A 15,118-nucleotide genomic window follows, 5' to 3' on the forward strand; every position below is an offset into this window, starting at 1 on the left:
CTCCGAGAAGGAGGAGGAGGGCCTTCGCCGTTCCGCGCGTCAGTTCGCGGAGCAGAGGATGAGCGTGCTCGACACGTTCGCCGCCGTCTTCGAGCCGGTCCCGGTGTAGCCGGAGGGCAGCGTCGAGACGGCGTTCAGCTGGAAGGCGACGCTGATCGAGAGCGTCGTGCGGACGGCGATGGTCGCTCCCGCCGGCAGCGGGGCCGTCAGGGTGATCTGACGGGACGTGTTGCTCAGCACGGTCACGGTGGCCGTGCCGCCCGAGACCGAGAAGACGCCGATGTTGGCGACCCCGGAACCGGTGATGATGATCGTCGTGCCGGTCGGCAGCGGCTCCGTGGGGCCCGCCTGCAGCAGGAAGCCGGGGCCGAGCAGACCGAGGGTGCCGCAGGTGCCGCGGAGCGCGTACGCGCCGAGATCGACGATCGACGCCGCAGCGGACGGGGTGGCGACGGCGACGGCGACGACCGGCACGGTCCACGCGGCGGCGGCGGTGACGGAGCGGCGGGTGACCTGGCGGTCGGAATCGGGGCGGGGCGAGGAGTCGTGGGTCACGGTGTGGCCTTCCGGTCGAGGAGCGCGGGGTGCGGCGCCACCCCGGCGACAGTGACGGGTGGTCCGGCTCGATCGTCGCGAGACGCCCGGTCCGACGCGAGCACGCGGAGCCCGTCCCCCGTCAGTGGGACGACGGCCGACGAGGAGCGGCTTCTCGATGAGATGCAAGGGGCTTCCGGGCCGCTCGGCGGAGTCCTAGCGTTGCCCCATGAGCAGCTCCGAGAACGACATCGAAACCACTCCCGTCGACCCCGAGGAGACGACCGGCACGACCGGCACCGGCACCCCCGCGGGACTCGACGAGGTGGGCAGCCCGTCCCCCGACGGACCCGACGGCGTCGACGCCGCGGGCGAGGAGCAGAACCCGCCCCTGCCCGACTGGGGACCCACCGACGGCGTCCACGGCACCGACGCGGAGACCGCCGACGGCACCGACGCGTCCGGCACTGCCGGGCACTGAGCGCGACCCTCCCGGGGCCCTCGCACCTCCTCACCGGCACTGCGCCGGCCGGGAGGCGCGGGGGCCCTCCGCCGTCCCTCCGTGTTCGCCGGAACGTCGCCGGAGGCCCCCGCCGACGGCCCTACACTGGCGCAATGCAGCCGAACGAACGCGCCCTCCGGGTGATCTCCTACAACCTCCGGGAGCACCGGGCGCACGGCGAGATCGCCCCCCTCGCCGCCCGTCACGACGTCGACGTCCTCTGCCTGCAGGAGTGCGACACCACGAAGCTCCCGCAGGAGCTCGGCGATCTGCGGCTCGCCTCGGTGACCGCGCGCAACCGCCTCGGCCTCGCCGTCTACTACTCGCACGCCCGTTTCGAGCTGCTCGGCAGCGCCGCGTTCGAGCTCAGCAAGTCGATGCACGACCGCGTGATGTCCCCCGCTCACGAGCGTCTGCTCGCCGTCCGGCTCGAGGACCGCGAGGGCGGATCGATCGCCGTCTCCTCCTTCCACGCCGCCCCGCTCTCGGCCGGCAACGCGCTGCGCCGCAAGCAGATCGGCGAGGCACTCGACCGCCTCCGCGAGTACGCCCCGGAGACGCCGTCGCTGATGGTCGGCGACTACAACTACCCCTGGTTCTTCCGCGGACTCGACCGCAAGATGACGCAGAACGGCTACCTGGTGTCGCGGAGCGATTCCCCGACCTACGCGCGCTACCGCTACTTCAGCGGTCACTTCGACTTCGCGATCAGCGACTCGGTCCGGATCGAGCGGGTCTCGACCCTGCCGCAGGGAGTCTCCGACCACCTCCCGGTCCTGGTCGACGCCCACTACGACGTGCGCGCGGCATGACCGGTCGGGTTCCCAGCGGCGGCCTCGATAGGCTCGTCCGGTGACGACCCTGATCCTCGCCCGGCACGGAGAGACCGTCTGGCACGCCGAGAACCGCTACGCGGGCTCCTCCGACATCGCGCTGACCCCGCTCGGCCAGGACCAGGCGGCGACGCTCGCCTCCTGGGCCGTCGACGCCGAGCTCGACGCCGTGTACTCCTCCACCCTCGTCCGCGCCGTGCGCACCGCAGTGCCCGCCGCCCGGGCCGCCCACCTCGAGGTGCAGCTCGATCCGGCCCTCGTCGAGGTCGACTTCGGCCAGGGCGAGGGGCTGACCAACGCCGAGATGGAGAAGCGCTTCCCGGACGAGTACCGCGCCTGGGTGGCCGCTCCCGCGATCCAGCCGATGCCCGGCGGCGAGTCGGGCCTCGACGCCGTCGCGCGCGCCAACACGGCGCTGGCGCGGATCCACCGCGAGCACCCCGACGGCCGGGTGCTCGTCGTCGCGCACGGCACCCTGATCCGGCTGCTGCTCTGCGCCTACCTCGGCATCAACCCCGAGACCTACCGCCACACCTTCCCCTCGGTCGACAACGTCTCGCTGACGACCCTGCTCTGGGACGAGACCGGCGTCGGCCTGCTCGGCTACAACGTCCCTCCCGTGCAGAAGCAGCGGCGCTCGAGCTGAACGCCGTCCCGCCCGTCCGGGTGAGCGCGGGGTCGATCGGACTCGTGCTCGGCTCGATCGCGAGCGTCCAGCTCGGCGCGTCCTTCGCCGTCCTGCTCTTCCCCGCCGCCGGCCCGATCGGGACGGTGACGCTCCGCCTGGTCTTCTCGGCGCTGGTGCTGCTCGTCGTCTGCCGGCCGCGGGTCCGCGGCTACTCGCGCTCCGACTGGGCCACCGTCGGCGCCTACGGTCTCGCCCTCGGCGGCATGAACGCCTGCTACTACGAGGCCATCGCCCGCATTCCGCAGGGAGCGGCGGTGACGCTCGAGGTGCTCGGGCCGCTGGTGCTCTCGGTGATCGCCGGCCGGAGTCTCGTCAGCCTGCTCTGGGCCGCCCTCGCCCTCGGCGGTGTCGTCGTGCTCTCCCAGGGCGGCTTCTCCTCGCTCGATCCCGTCGGCGTCGCCTTCGCCCTCGGCGCCGCCGCGCTCTGGGCCACCTACATCGTCTTCGCCGGGCGCACCGGCGGGCGCTTCCCGCGGCTCGACGGGCTGGCGCTCGCACTGACGGCCGGAGCGATCGTCTCGCTGCCGTTCGGCATCGCCACGGCGGGCCCCGCGCTGGTGCTGCCGCCGGTGCTGCTGCTCGGGCTCGCGGTCGCCGTGCTGTCCTCGGCGCTGCCCTACGCCCTCGAGCTGCTGGCGCTGCGGCGGCTGCGCTCGTCGACCTTCTCGATCCTGATGGCGCTGGCGCCCGGCGCGGCGGCGCTCTCGGGCTTCCTCGTCCTGGGCCAGCGGCTGACCGCGATCGAGGCGGTCGGCATCGCCCTCGTCGTGGTCGCGAGCGTCGGCGCGGTGCGCACGGCCCGTCGGGCCTGACCCGGGTCCCGCTGCCGTCGCGGAACGACGGGAGGCGGAGGCCAGGCCGGGGGCGCGGGAGCCGCCCTTCCGGGTCGGGCGGCCGATCGGACCAGGTCACCGTACGCGAGATGTCCCCGGCCTGGTCTTCCCCCGACCGTACTGAGCGCCGACCGGCCCGCCTAGCAGTCGCGGACGGCGTGGCCACAACGGGGGGGGGATCGGCCCCGAGGTCTCGATACGCCGGCTGCGCGAGCTGGTCGCCAGCATGCATCCGCTCAATTCTTTTGTTAGGCTAACTATGTGACTTCGCCCGACACCGACCTCCCCGCCCTCGCCGGCGAGACGCGCATCGCCGTCGGCCGGCTCGGCCGCCGCCTGCGCCAGGAGAAGGCGGAGCACGAGCTGAGCGACGCGCAGTTCGGCGTCCTGGCGCTGCTGCACCGCGAGGGCCCGCGCACCCTCGGCGAGCTGGCCGAGGCGGAGCGAGTCCGTCCGCCCTCGATGACCCGCACCGTCGGCTGCCTCGCCGACGACGGACTCGTCGAGCGCCTCGCCGATCCGAGCGACGGCCGCGTCACCCGCATCCGCGCGACGGCCCGCGGCTCCGAGCTGGTCCTCGACGTGCGGCGCAGCCGTGACGCCTGGCTCATCGCCCGCCTCCGCGAGCTCGACCCCGCTCAGCGCCGGCTGCTGCACGACGCCGCCGCCCTGCTGCGCGAGGTGGCCGACCGATGAGCGCGATGTTCCGCTCGCTCGCCGTGCCGAACTACAGGATCTGGTTCGCCGGCGCGATGGTCTCGAACATCGGCACCTGGATGCAGCGCACCGCCCAGGACTGGATCGTCATCAACGATCTGACCGACCACGACGCGACCGCGCTCGGCGTGACGATGGCGCTGCAGTTCGGCCCGCAGCTGCTGCTGGTCCCCTTCTCCGGCTTCATCGCCGACCGCTTCGACCGCCGGAAGCTCCTGATGGCCACGCAGGCCGCGATGGCCGTGCTCGGCCTCGGGCTCGGGCTGATCGTGGTGACGGGGATCGTGCAGCTCTGGATGGTCTACGTCTTCGCGCTGCTCCTGGGCTTCGCGGCCGCGATCGATGCCCCCGTGCGGCAGACCTTCGTCTCCGCCCTCGTCGAGGAGCGCGACCTCTCCAACGCCGTCTCGCTGAACTCCGCCTCCTTCAACTCCGCGCGGATGATCGGCCCGGCCCTCGCGGGCGTGCTGATCGCCGCGGTCGGCTCGGGCTGGGTCTTCCTCCTCAACGCGGCGAGCTTCGTCGCCGTGCTGGTCTCGCTGCGCTTCCTGCACCGCGAGCAGCTGCGCTCGGCTCCCCGGGCGACCCGCGGCCCCGGCGCCCTGCTCGAGGGCTTCCGCTACGTCTCGCGCCGGCCGGACATCGTGGTCGTGCTCTCGATCGTCTTCCTGATCGGCACCTTCGGCCTCAACTTCCCGATCTTCGCCTCGACGATGGCGACGGTCGAGTTCGACATGGGCGCCAGCGAGTTCGGCCTGCTCTCCTCCGCCATCGCCGTCGGCTCGGTCGTCGGCGCCCTGCTCTCGGCCCGTCGCGACCGCCCCCGGCTGCGCCTGATCGTCGGCGCCGCCGCGGCCTTCGGCGTCGCGCTCGCCCTCGCCGGCCTGATGCCGACCGTCTGGGCGTTCGCGATCCTGCTGCCCTTCGTCGGCATCGCCGCGCAGACGCTGATGACCTCGGCGAACGGCTACGTGCAGCTCTCCACCACCCCGGAGATGCGCGGCCGCGTCATGGCGCTCTACATGGCGATCTTCATGGGCGGCACCCCGATCGGCGCTCCGCTGATCGGCTGGGTCGCCAACGCCTACGGCCCGCGCTGGGCGATGCTGGTCGGCGCCGCCTCGGGCGCGCTCGCCGCCGGCGTCGGCCTCGGCTGGTACCTGCGCACCCGCCGCCGCGCCCGCGCCGGCGAGCCCGCCGCCCAGGAGGAGGTCGCCCTCGTGACGACCCCCGCCCTCACGCCTCGCGCGTGATCTCCACCCGGACGAAGAGCTTCGAGGAGTGCGGCCCGGCGTAGACGCCGCGGAGCGGGGCGATGTCGTTGTAGTCGCGGCCGCGGCCGACGATCACGTGGCGGTCGCCGATGTCGATCAGGTTGGTCGGGTCGTAGCCGCGCCAGGCGCCGCCGCAGAACCACTCGACCCAGGCGTGCGACTCCCCCACGACCGTCTCGCCGATCGCGGCGTTCGGCTTGGGGTGCAGGTAGCCGGAGACGTAGCGCGCGGGGATGCCGGTCGAGCGCAGCGCGCCCAGGACGATGTGGGTGATGTCCTGGCAGACGCCCTCGCGGGCGGTCCACGACTCGGTCGCCGTCGAGTGCACACCCGTGACGCCCTGGCGGTAGGTCATCTCACGACCGATCGTCTCGGCGATCGACAGGGCCGCGTCGCACGGGCCCTCCGCAGCGTCGGCCAGCCGGCGGGCCAGCTCGACGAGGTCCTCGGGCGGGGCGGTGCGGTTGGTCTGCTTGAGCTGCTCGACGTACTCGGTCAGCGTCTGGACCTGGTCGTCGAGCTGCTCCCAGCCGACGGGGTGGTCGGGGTGCGCCTTGGGCCGGATCTCGACGAGCGAGGTCGCGGTGAGCGAGAGCTCCTGGTGCGGGTCGAGCACGTCGAAGGACGAGACCCGGGTGCCCCAGTAGTCGGTGTAGGTGTGCGCCGAGGTGACCGGGCGGATGACCAGGTTGGACGAGAGCACGAGCTGCCCGTCCGAGGAGGCGGGGAGCATCCTCGCCTCGTTGTAGGACGCGACGACATCGCCCCGGTAGGTGAACCCCGTCGTGTGCGTGATGCGCAGCCTGCTCACAGCGCCTCCCCGATCCAGCTCGGCATGACATTGGTGGGGAAGTAGCGCTGCCGGATCGCCTCGGAGGCCGACGAGGTCGCCTCCTGCACGCTGTCCATGTGCCGGGGCAGGTCCTCGAGGATCTCGGCGATCGGCCGGTACTCCAGCTCGCTGCGGATCTGGCCGAGCACCCGCTGGGCGTCGCCGGTGTGGCCGACGCGGCCGGTGCGCGGCTCGATGTCGCGCATGCACATCTCGGCGCGCGAGACCGAGAAGAGGATCGAGCGCGGGAAGAGCCGGTCGAGCAGCAGGAACTCCGCCGCGTTGCGCGCGCTCGGCACGCCGCGGTAGGTGCGGAGGTACGCCTCGTACGCCCCGCAGGAGCGCAGGATCGTCGTCCAGGACGGACCGCTCGCCTCGGTCAGCGACCGGGTCGCCAGCAGCCGGGCGGTCATGTCGGCGCGCTCGATCGAGCGGCCGAGGGTGAAGAACTGCCAGGCCTCGTCGCGCGAGGTGGCCGACTCGATGATGCCCACGGCGAGCGCCGAGCGCTCGCGCACCCAGCCGAAGAACTCCGACACCCGCTCCCCCGTGACGCGGCGGGGCATCCGGGTGCGCGTGGTGTTCAGGCACTCCCACAGCTCGGTCGAGACGATCTCGCGGGCACGGCGGGCGTTCTCGCGGGCGGCGCCGAGCGAGTAGGCGATCGAGGCGGGGTTCGTGCGGTCGATCGCGAGGATGGTCAGCACGTCGGCGCGAGTGACCTCCTTCATGTCGTCCGGGGCAGTGGAGCCCATCACCGACAGCAGGGAGCGGCAGGCGGTGTCCTCGTCGATCCACGGGTCCTCGAGCAGGAGCTGCAGGTGGACGTCGAGGATGCGGGCGGTGCCGTCCGACCGCTCGATGTAGCGGCCGATCCAGAACAGCGACTCGGCGATCCGGGAGAGCATCAGGCGTCCTCCCCCGCGGCGAGCGTCTGCTGCTGCTGCTGGTCCTGGTCGTGGTTGGCCGCGTCCTGCGGCGACTGGTCGGGCGTGTGGTTGAGCGGGTAGACGATCGGGATCGACGTCGTCACCGCGGCCTGGTCCTCGACGAGGCCCGAGATGTCGTGGGCGTCCGGCTCGGCGGTCTGCTGGCCCTCGAGTCCGACGACCCAGGTGTCCTTCGAGCCGCCGCCCTGCGACGAGTTGACGACGAGCTGGCCCTCGGGCAGCGCGACCCGGGTGAGACCGCCGGGCAGGACCCAGATGTCCTTGCCGTCGTTGACCGCGAAGGGACGGAGGTCCGCGTGCCGCGGCCGCATCCCGTCGTCGACCAGGGTCGGGATCGTCGAGAGCTGCACCACCGGCTGGGCGATCCAGCCGCGCGGGTCGGCCTGGAGCCGCGAGCGCAGCTCGGCCAGCTCCTTCGCGGAGGCGGCCGGCCCGACGACGAGGCCCTTGCCGCCGGAGCCGTCGACCGGCTTCACGACGAGCTCGTCGAGGCGGTCGAGCACCTCCTCGAGCGCACCGGGATCCTCCAGGCGCCAGGTGTCGACGTTCTTGATCACCGGCTCCTCCGAGAGGTAGTAGCGGATCAGGTCGGGCAGGTAGGTGTAGACGAGCTTGTCGTCGGCGACGCCGTTGCCGACCGCGTTCGCGATCGTGACGTTGCCCAGGCGGGCCGCGAGCATGAGACCCGGCGAGCCCAGCATCGAGTCGGCGCGGAACTGCAGCGGGTCGAGGAACTCGTCGTCGACGCGGCGGTAGATCACATCGACGCGGGTGGGGCCGGAGGTGGTGCGCATGAACACCTTGCCGCCGGTGCAGAAGAGGTCGCGCCCCTCGACGAGCTCCACGCCCATCAGCCGCGCGAGCAGGGTGTGCTCGAAGTAGGCCGAGTTGTAGACGCCGGGGGTGAGCACGACGACGGTGGGGTCGTCGACACCCTCGGGGGCGGAGGCGCGCAGGGCCTGGAGCAGGCGGTTGGGGTAGTCGCCGACCGGGCGCACGCGCATCGAGACGAACAGCTCGGGCAGCGTCTGCGCCATCACGCGGCGGTTCGAGATGACGTAGGAGACGCCGGAGGGCACGCGGACGTTGTCCTCGAGCACCCGCCAGTCGCCGACCTCGTCGCGGATCAGGTCGATGCCGGACACCTGGATCCGCACGCCGTTGGCCGGCTCGATCCCGGCGGCCTGGCGGTGGAAGTGGCTGGAGCTGGAGAGCAGGGCGGCGGGGATCACGCCGTCCTTCACCGCGTTCTGCGGGCCGTAGACGTCGGCGAGGAAGGCCTCGAGCGCGCGGACGCGCTGCTTGATGCCGCTCTGCACCTCGTTCCACTCGGCGCTCTCGATCACGCGCGGGACGGCGTCGAGCGGGAAGGGCCGCTCCTCGCCCGCGAAGTCGAAGGTCACGCCCTGCGCGAGGTAGGAGGAGGCGAGCGCATCGGTGCGACCGCGCAGCTCCTCCTGCGTCATCCGCGCGAGCGAGGAGTAGATGTCGCGGTAGGAGTCGCGGACGCCGGCGGGGCCGCTCGTCGCCGCGACATCGGCGAACATCTCGTCCCAGGGTGAGGCGCCCGTGCGGGGCCGCTCGACCTTCTGGGACCCGTATCCGTCGAAGAGGTCACCCATGGCACGACTCTAGTGCGGGGCAGATTGCGGGGATGTTTCGGGCGATCGGAGGGCGAGCGGACTCCCTCCGACGGGTCCGGGAATAACGTGGCTTCTCCGTGGTTGGATGAGGATGTACATGCAAATGCATGGATCAGGTCTCGCCAGGACGGGGCCACGGAGAGAAGGAGCGCCCGATGCAGTTCGGCATCTTCACGGTCAGCGACATCACCACCGACCCCACGACCGGCCGCACCCCGACCGAGTCCGAGAAGATCGCGGCCACCCTCGCGATCGCCCTGAAGGCGGAGGAGATCGGCCTCGACGTGTTCGCGCTCGGCGAGCACCACAACCCGCCGTTCTGGTCCTCCTCCCCCACGACGACTCTCGCCTACATCGCCGCGAAGACCGAGCGCCTCCAGCTCAGCACCGCGATGGCCCTGATCACCACGAACGACCCGGTGAAGCTGGCCGAGGACTACGCGATGCTCCAGCACCTCGCCGGCGGCCGCGTCGACCTGATGCTCGGCCGCGGCAACACCGGCCCGGTCTACCCCTGGTTCGGCAAGGACATCCGCCGCGGCATCGAGCTCACCATCGAGAACTACGACCTGCTGCACCGTCTGTGGACCGAGGAGTTCGTCGACTGGGAGGGCCAGTTCCGCACGCCGCTCCAGGGCTTCCAGTCGACCCCGCGCCCGCTCGACGGCGTCGCGCCGTTCGTCTGGCACGGCTCGATCCGCTCACCGCAGATCGCCGAGCAGGCCGCGTACTACGGAGACGGCTTCTTCGCGAACCACATCTTCTGGCCCGCCTCGCACACCGCGAAGATGGTGCAGCTCTACCGCTCGCGCTTCGAGCACTACGGCCACGGCAGCGCCGACCAGGCGATCGTCGGGCTCGGGGGCCAGATCTTCCTGGCCAAGAACTCGCAGGACGCGGTCTCGCAGTTCCGCCCCTACTTCGACAACGCCCCGGTCTACGGCCACGGCCCCTCCCTCGAGGACTTCACCGAGCAGACCCCGCTCACCGTCGGCTCGCCGCAGGAGATCATCGACCGCACCCTCGGCTTCCGCGAGTACGTCGGCGACTACCAGCGCCAGCTGTTCCTGATGGACCACGCCGGCCTGCCGCTGAAGACCGTCCTCGAGCAGATGGACATGCTCGGCGAGATCCTGCCCGCACTGCGCGCCGGCTTCGCCGAGGGCCGCCCGGCGCACGTGCCGGACGCGCCCACCCACTCCTCGCTCGTCGCCGCCCGCGCCGAGCAGCCCGTCCCCGTCAGCGCCTAGGAGGCCCCGCCCATGGACACCCGCAGGATCACCGTCCTCTCGGCCGGCCTCAGCACGCCGTCCTCCACCCGCCTGCTCGCCGACCGCCTGGCCGACGCGGCCGAGGCCTCGCTCACCGAGCAGGGCTTCACCGTCGAGCGCAGCGTCGTCGAGCTGCGCGACCTCGCGCACGACGTGACGAACAACCTCCTGACCGGCTTCGCGAGCCCCGCGCTGCAGACCGCGCTCGACGCGGTGGCCGGCGCCGACGGCCTGATCGCCGTGACGCCGATCTTCACCACCAGCTACAGCGGGCTCTTCAAGTCGTTCGTCGACGTGCTGGACACCGAGGCGCTGCGCGGGCTGCCCGTGCTGCTCGCGGCGACCGGCGGCTCGCCCCGCCACTCGCTCGCGGTCGACTACGCGATGCGCCCGCTCTTCAGCTACCTGCACGCCGCTCCCCTGTCGACGACGGTCTTCGCCGCGACCGAGGACTGGGGCGGAGCGACCGAGGACGGCCGTGCGCTGCCCTCGCGGATCGAGCGGGCGGGCCGCGAGCTCGCGACCGAGGCGGCGCGCACCTCGCGCGCTCCCGCGGACCCGTGGGCGCTCGACGGCTCGTTCGAGGGGATGCTCGGCCGCCGGAGCTGAGCACCGCTTCTCTCACAGGAGCGCGGATCCGTCCAGTAGCGGCGCACGCCGATGCCCGCAGCTAGCCTCCCCTCGGAGGGCCCGCCGGTGGCCCCCGAGGGGAGGCCATGATGGCTCTGGACACGACGTCGCTGGGCAGGAGCGCCTTCGATCGGGTGACGCTGGATCGGCGTCGCTTCCTCAGCGCCCTGGGCGTCGCCGCCTCGGTCCCAGTGCTGGCCGGCTGCGGCTTCGCGCCGGCCCGCCCCGCGGCGAGCGCCGACAGCGGCACGCTGACCTTCACCACCTGGGGCACGGACGCCGAACTCGCGGGCTTCCAGCGCGCGATCGACCGGTTCCAGGAGGCGAACCCCGGCTCGACCGTCGCGCTGAACTCGGTGCCGTACGAGCAGATGTTCACCAACATCGACGCGCAGCTGCAGGCGGGCAACCCGCCGGACGTCTTCCGCGTGCCGTACTACACCTTCGGCAGCTACGCCGGTCGCGACCAGCTGCTCGACCTCACTCCGCACCTCGAGGCCGACGTGGCCGAGCGCTTCACCGACCCGGCCTGGGCCGCGGTGCAGAGCGGCGGCAGCCCGTTCGGCGTGCCGCACCACACCGACACCTCCCTGATCCTCTACAACACCGAGGCGCTCGCCACCGCGGGCATCACCGATTTCCCGGCCTCGCCGGAGGAGGCGTGGACCTGGGAGGAGTTCACCGAGGTCGGCCGGACGCTGCGCGCCTCGCTCCCCGCCGAGCGCTACCCCTTCGCCTACAACTGGCAGGGCAACGGCGTCACCCGCTGGCTGAGCCTGCTCTTCCAGGCCGACGGCCGCTTCCTCACCGAGGACCTCTCCGCGCCGGCCATCGACTCGGACGCCGGCCGCGCGGCGATCGACTTCAGCCGCAGCTTCTTCACCGACGGCCTCGTGCCGCCGAGCAGCTCGATCCAGGCGACGACCTACGCGAGCGACCTCTGGTACTCGCAGACCACCGCGATGACCTTCGGCGGCGCGTTCCTCATCCCCGACGCGGAGTCGACCCTCGACTTCGAGTGGGGCGCCACCTACTCCCCGCGGAACGTGCGCGGCGGCGGCGACTTCGGCGGCAACGCCCTCGTCGCGACCAAGGCGACCGCGAACCCCGAGCTCGCGGCGGCGTTCCTCGCCTTCGTGACCGAGGAGGAGTCGATGCGCGACTTCTGCGCCGGCGCCTCGCTCCTGCCCACCCGCCGCGACCTGACCGAGTCGGGCATCGAGTTCGAGGTGCGCCCCGAGCTCGCCGAGGTCTTCCTCGGCCAGGCGGGCACCGTGCAGGCGGAGGACGCGGCGCAGGTCGCCTCACCGGACATGGCCGCGATCATCGCGGTGCTGAAGGAGCAGCTCGAGCAGGCGTTCGTCGGCGGCCAGAGCACCGAGGACACGATCGCGAAGCTCAGCTCCGGCATCGCCACCGCCGTGCAGTGAGCGGCAGGATCCGGTGACCCGCACCCTCCCCGCGCCCGAGGAGGTGACGGCGCGACCGCGCCGCACCTCCCGGGCGCCCGCCGCCCGCGAGACCGTCGCGGCCTACGGGTTCCTCGCGCCCAACCTGCTGATGCTGGCGCTGTTCGTCTTCGTGCCGCTGGTCGGCGCGTTCCTGCTCAGCTTCCAGCGCACCAACGGCTTCGGCGACGGCGTCTTCATCGGCCTGGACAACTACGCCCGGCTGCTGAGCGACCCGCTGTTCTGGCGCTCGACCCTCAACACCGCGCTGTTCACGCTGATCGTCACGCCGCTCTCGATGGCGCTCGGCCTGGGCGCCGCGGTGCTGCTGAACTCGGTGCTGCCGGCCCGGCCCGTCTTCCGCTCGATCCTGATCCTGCCGATGGCCGTCTCGGGCGTCGCGACCGCGCTGATGGGCGTGCTGATCTTCGACGAGAACAGCGGCGTGCTCGACGGCCTGCTGCAGACGATCGGACTGCCGCGCATCGCCTGGCAGTCCGGCGGCGCGGCGGCGTTCGCCTCCGTGATCCTGGTGACGCTCTGGTGGCGGACCGGCTTCAACATGCTGATCTACCTGGCCGGGCTGCAGGGCGTGAACCCCGCGCTCTACGAGGCGGCGCGGCTGGACGGCGCGAACGGCTGGCAGCAGTTCCGGCACGTGACGGTGCCGCTGGTCGGCCCGTCGACGTTCTTCCTGCTCATCCTCAACGTCATCTACTCGTTCCAGGTCTTCGACATCGTCTTCGTCCTCACCGGCGGCGGGCCGCAGAACTCCACCTCGGTGCTGGTGACCTACGCCTACGACACCGGCTTCGTCACCCGCGATCAGGGCTACGCGGCGGCGATCGGCATCGTCCTGCTGATCCTGACGATGATCTTCACCGCCGTGCAGTGGCGCACGAACCGCTCGAGGGACCTCGTCGAATGAACCGCGTCTCCCGCTCGACGACCGCGCTCCGGCTCGTCCTCGCGATCCTCGTCTCGCTCGTCATCCTCTTCCCGCTCTACTGGATGCTCGTCGTCGCGTTCTCCTCGCGCGCCGAGCTGCTCGGCGGCACGCTGCGGCTGTGGCCGCGCGAGTTCACGCTGGCCAACTTCGAGCGCGTCTTCGACTCGTTCCCGGTCGCGACCTGGTTCGGCAACTCGCTCGCGATCAGCCTCACCACCGCGCTGATCACCGTGGCGATCAACCTGCTCGGCGGCTACGCCTTCGCGCAGCTGCGCTTCCGCGGCTCCGGCGTGCTCTTCCTGCTGGCCCTGTCGACGCTGACGCTCCCGGTGCAGGTGATCATGGTGTCGCTCTTCCGGCTCGTCACCGATCTCGGCCTCTACGGCAGCTACTGGGCCGTCATCCTGCCGACCGCGGCCTCGGCCTTCGGTCTCTTCCTGGCGCGGCAGTTCATCCTCGCGATCCCGCGGGACCTGATCGAGGCGGCCCGGATCGACGGGGCCGGCCACTTCCGCGTCTTCACCCGGATCGTGCTCCCGCTCTCGAAGCCGCTGATCGCGGTGCTGTTCTTCATGTCGCTCCTCGGCTCCTGGAACGACTTCGCCTGGCCGCTGATCGCCCTCAAGGAGAACGTCCTCTTCACCCTCCCGATCGGGCTGCTCTACCTGCAGGGGCAGTTCGGCAGCGACTACGGCGGAACGATGGCCTTCGCGCTGGTGAACGTGCTGCCGATGGTCGTGCTGTTCCTGATCTTCCAGCGCTACTTCGTGCAGGGCTTCTCCCGAAGCGGACTGCGCTGAGCCCAGTCGCTCGGGGTCGGATCGACTGCTTCTATCACGGCCGTATGTCAATCCCGGCTATTGCGCTCCCCGTCGTCGCGGCACCGCGGTACCGTCTACCCAGGCGCTCGTCCGGAGCGCCGCGGGGCACGTCGCTCCAGCAGAAGGCGGGGTCGTCGTGAGCACCATCGCCGCCAATGCCGCCCAGCAGCGGGTCGCCGGTCGCTACTACCTGATCGAGCGCATCGGCTCGGGCGGGATGGGCTCGGTGTACCGCGCCCGCGACGAGACCGTGCAGCGCGAGGTGGCCGTGAAGGTCTTCCGCGCCGAGGCCTCGAACCCCGAGGACGTCGCCCGCCAGGAGCGCGAGGTGCGGATGCTCAGCTCCTTCGCGCACCCCGGGATCGTCAACCTCTTCGACGCCGGCCTGCACAACTTCGGCGGCGAGGTGCGCCGCTACGTCGTGATGGAGCTGGTCGCCGATCCGACCCTTGAGGCGCGGCTCGAGCCGGGCCCGATGGCGCCGGACGAGGTCGCCGCGATCGGCACGCAGCTGGCCGAGGCGCTCGCCTACCTGCACGAGCGCGGCGTCGTCCACCGCGATGTGAAGCCCGCGAACATCCTGGTCAGCGAGGTCGCCTCCAGCGGCTACACCCGCACCGCCAAGCTCACCGACTTCGGCGTCGCCCACTTCATGGACGGCTCGCGCCTCACCAGCGACGGCATCGTGATCGGCACCGCCAGCTTCGTCAGCCCCGAGCAGGTCGCCGGCGAGCCGATCAGCGGCGCCAGCGACGTCTTCTCGCTCGGCCTCGTGCTGCTCGAGGCGATCACCGGGCACCGCGAGTACTCCGGCACCGTCCTCGAGGCCGCGATCGCGCGCCTCAACCGCTCCCCCGTCGTCCCGGCGACGCTGCCCGCGCCCTGGCGCGCGCTGCTCACCTCGATGACCGAGCGCGACCCGGCGAAGCGGCCCACGGCCGACCAGGTCGCGCACCGCCTGCGCGCGGGGATGACCGCGTGCTCTGCCGGCGAGGCCGCCTCTGCTCCTGACGGCAGCCGCGTGCGCCTGCGCCGCGCCGTCATCATCGGCTCGAGCGTCGTCGGCGTCGGCGCCGTCGCCGCCCTCTCCTGGATGCTCGGACTCCTCGCCGGCCGCTGAGCCGACAGCCCGCTCGTCGAGCGGCCGCGCCTCCTGCAGGTCGAGTAGCCCCGCAGGGGCCTATCGAGACCCC

Annotated in this window: 16 protein-coding genes; 12 read left to right on the forward strand and 4 right to left on the reverse strand. The window is 71.9% G+C overall.

The window, feature by feature from the left end:
• Positions 1-39: 39 nt before the first annotated feature.
• Positions 40-555 (reverse strand): hypothetical protein, encoded by a 516-nt coding sequence (locus HRK28_RS05775; RefSeq protein WP_173250671.1) that lies wholly within the window; start codon positions 553-555, stop codon positions 40-42.
• A 208-nt stretch (positions 556-763) separates the two neighbouring features.
• Here HRK28_RS05775 and HRK28_RS05780 point away from each other — a divergent pair, with 208 nt between their 5' ends.
• The 6 genes from HRK28_RS05780 to HRK28_RS05805 all read left to right on the forward strand — a co-directional run bounded on the left by HRK28_RS05780 (position 764) and on the right by HRK28_RS05805 (position 5,360).
• The gene (locus HRK28_RS05780) at positions 764-1,015 is read left to right on the forward strand and encodes a hypothetical protein (RefSeq protein ID WP_173250672.1); all 252 of its coding nucleotides are present in this window, start codon (positions 764-766) and stop codon (positions 1,013-1,015) included.
• 134 nt (positions 1,016-1,149) lie between these two features.
• On the forward strand, positions 1,150-1,848 hold the full coding sequence (locus tag HRK28_RS05785; RefSeq protein ID WP_160087453.1) for an endonuclease/exonuclease/phosphatase family protein: 699 nt from the start codon (positions 1,150-1,152) through the stop codon (positions 1,846-1,848).
• Positions 1,849-1,888: 40 nt separating this feature from the next.
• On the forward strand, positions 1,889-2,515 hold the full coding sequence (locus tag HRK28_RS05790; protein ID WP_160087451.1) for a histidine phosphatase family protein: 627 nt from the start codon (positions 1,889-1,891) through the stop codon (positions 2,513-2,515).
• A gap of 20 nt (positions 2,516-2,535) precedes the next feature.
• Positions 2,536-3,369: a DMT family transporter gene (locus HRK28_RS05795; protein ID WP_244231776.1), complete on the forward strand. Its 834-nt coding sequence runs from the start codon at positions 2,536-2,538 to the stop codon at positions 3,367-3,369.
• 282 nt (positions 3,370-3,651) lie between these two features.
• The gene (locus HRK28_RS05800; protein ID WP_160087449.1) at positions 3,652-4,086 is read left to right on the forward strand and encodes a MarR family winged helix-turn-helix transcriptional regulator; all 435 of its coding nucleotides are present in this window, start codon (positions 3,652-3,654) and stop codon (positions 4,084-4,086) included.
• A complete protein-coding gene (locus HRK28_RS05805; RefSeq protein WP_173250673.1) occupies positions 4,083-5,360 on the forward strand; it encodes an MFS transporter in 1,278 nt (425 codons plus the stop codon). Before HRK28_RS05800 ends, HRK28_RS05805 begins: the two co-directional genes overlap by 4 nt.
• On the opposite strand, the gene HRK28_RS05810 is transcribed toward HRK28_RS05805, so the two are convergent.
• The 3 genes from HRK28_RS05810 to HRK28_RS05820 are packed head-to-tail and all read right to left on the reverse strand — an operon-like array spanning position 5,344 to position 8,785.
• Positions 5,344-6,192 (reverse strand): transglutaminase family protein, encoded by an 849-nt coding sequence (locus HRK28_RS05810; protein WP_123444952.1) that lies wholly within the window; start codon positions 6,190-6,192, stop codon positions 5,344-5,346. The genes HRK28_RS05805 and HRK28_RS05810 overlap by 17 nt on opposite strands.
• Positions 6,189-7,121 carry an alpha-E domain-containing protein gene (locus tag HRK28_RS05815; protein ID WP_123444951.1) on the reverse strand — a complete coding sequence of 311 codons (933 nt, stop codon included), beginning with the start codon at positions 7,119-7,121 and terminating at the stop codon, positions 6,189-6,191. The genes HRK28_RS05810 and HRK28_RS05815 overlap by 4 nt, the downstream gene beginning before the upstream one ends.
• On the reverse strand, positions 7,121-8,785 hold the full coding sequence (locus tag HRK28_RS05820) for a circularly permuted type 2 ATP-grasp protein (RefSeq protein WP_173250674.1): 1,665 nt from the start codon (positions 8,783-8,785) through the stop codon (positions 7,121-7,123). Before HRK28_RS05820 ends, HRK28_RS05815 begins: the two co-directional genes overlap by 1 nt.
• Positions 8,786-8,961: 176 nt before the next feature.
• Between HRK28_RS05820 and HRK28_RS05825 the strand changes: the two genes are divergently transcribed.
• From HRK28_RS05825 to HRK28_RS05850, 6 genes are all read left to right on the forward strand, one after another.
• Positions 8,962-10,056, forward strand: a complete 1,095-nt coding sequence (locus tag HRK28_RS05825) for an LLM class flavin-dependent oxidoreductase (protein ID WP_160087443.1) — start codon at positions 8,962-8,964, stop codon at positions 10,054-10,056.
• 12 nt (positions 10,057-10,068) lie between these two features.
• Positions 10,069-10,686: an FMN reductase gene (locus HRK28_RS05830; RefSeq protein ID WP_160087441.1), complete on the forward strand. Its 618-nt coding sequence runs from the start codon at positions 10,069-10,071 to the stop codon at positions 10,684-10,686.
• 107 nt (positions 10,687-10,793) lie between these two features.
• Positions 10,794-12,137, forward strand: coding sequence for a sugar ABC transporter substrate-binding protein (locus HRK28_RS05835; protein WP_244231775.1), 1,344 nt, complete (start codon positions 10,794-10,796; stop codon positions 12,135-12,137).
• 13 nt (positions 12,138-12,150) lie between these two features.
• Positions 12,151-13,083: a carbohydrate ABC transporter permease gene (locus HRK28_RS05840; RefSeq protein WP_244231774.1), complete on the forward strand. Its 933-nt coding sequence runs from the start codon at positions 12,151-12,153 to the stop codon at positions 13,081-13,083.
• Positions 13,080-13,904, forward strand: a complete 825-nt coding sequence (locus HRK28_RS05845; protein ID WP_160087439.1) for a carbohydrate ABC transporter permease — start codon at positions 13,080-13,082, stop codon at positions 13,902-13,904. The genes HRK28_RS05840 and HRK28_RS05845 overlap by 4 nt, the downstream gene beginning before the upstream one ends.
• Before the next feature lie 157 nt (positions 13,905-14,061).
• Positions 14,062-15,045: a serine/threonine-protein kinase gene (locus tag HRK28_RS05850; RefSeq protein WP_173250675.1), complete on the forward strand. Its 984-nt coding sequence runs from the start codon at positions 14,062-14,064 to the stop codon at positions 15,043-15,045.
• The last annotated feature ends 73 nt before the right edge of the window (positions 15,046-15,118 follow it).

The sequence above is a fragment of the Rathayibacter sp. VKM Ac-2835 genome (genome assembly GCF_013266705.1).
Classification (GTDB): domain Bacteria; phylum Actinomycetota; class Actinomycetes; order Actinomycetales; family Microbacteriaceae; genus Rathayibacter.

Bases quoted from the DNA above. Each gene is read 5' to 3' on its own strand.
- HRK28_RS05780 (WP_173250672.1), top strand. From the start codon at position 764: ATGAGCAGCTCCGAGAACGACATCGAAACCACTCCCGTCGACCCCGAG.
- HRK28_RS05785 (WP_160087453.1), top strand. From the start codon at position 1,150: ATGCAGCCGAACGAACGCGCCCTCCGGGTGATCTCCTACAACCTCCGG.
- HRK28_RS05805 (WP_173250673.1), top strand. From the start codon at position 4,083: ATGAGCGCGATGTTCCGCTCGCTCGCCGTGCCGAACTACAGGATCTGG.
- HRK28_RS05815 (WP_123444951.1), bottom strand. From the start codon at position 7,121: ATGCTCTCCCGGATCGCCGAGTCGCTGTTCTGGATCGGCCGCTACATC.
- HRK28_RS05820 (WP_173250674.1), bottom strand. From the start codon at position 8,785: ATGGGTGACCTCTTCGACGGATACGGGTCCCAGAAGGTCGAGCGGCCC.
- HRK28_RS05825 (WP_160087443.1), top strand. From the start codon at position 8,962: ATGCAGTTCGGCATCTTCACGGTCAGCGACATCACCACCGACCCCACG.
- HRK28_RS05830 (WP_160087441.1), top strand. From the start codon at position 10,069: ATGGACACCCGCAGGATCACCGTCCTCTCGGCCGGCCTCAGCACGCCG.
- HRK28_RS05835 (WP_244231775.1), top strand. From the start codon at position 10,794: ATGATGGCTCTGGACACGACGTCGCTGGGCAGGAGCGCCTTCGATCGG.
- HRK28_RS05845 (WP_160087439.1), top strand. From the start codon at position 13,080: ATGAACCGCGTCTCCCGCTCGACGACCGCGCTCCGGCTCGTCCTCGCG.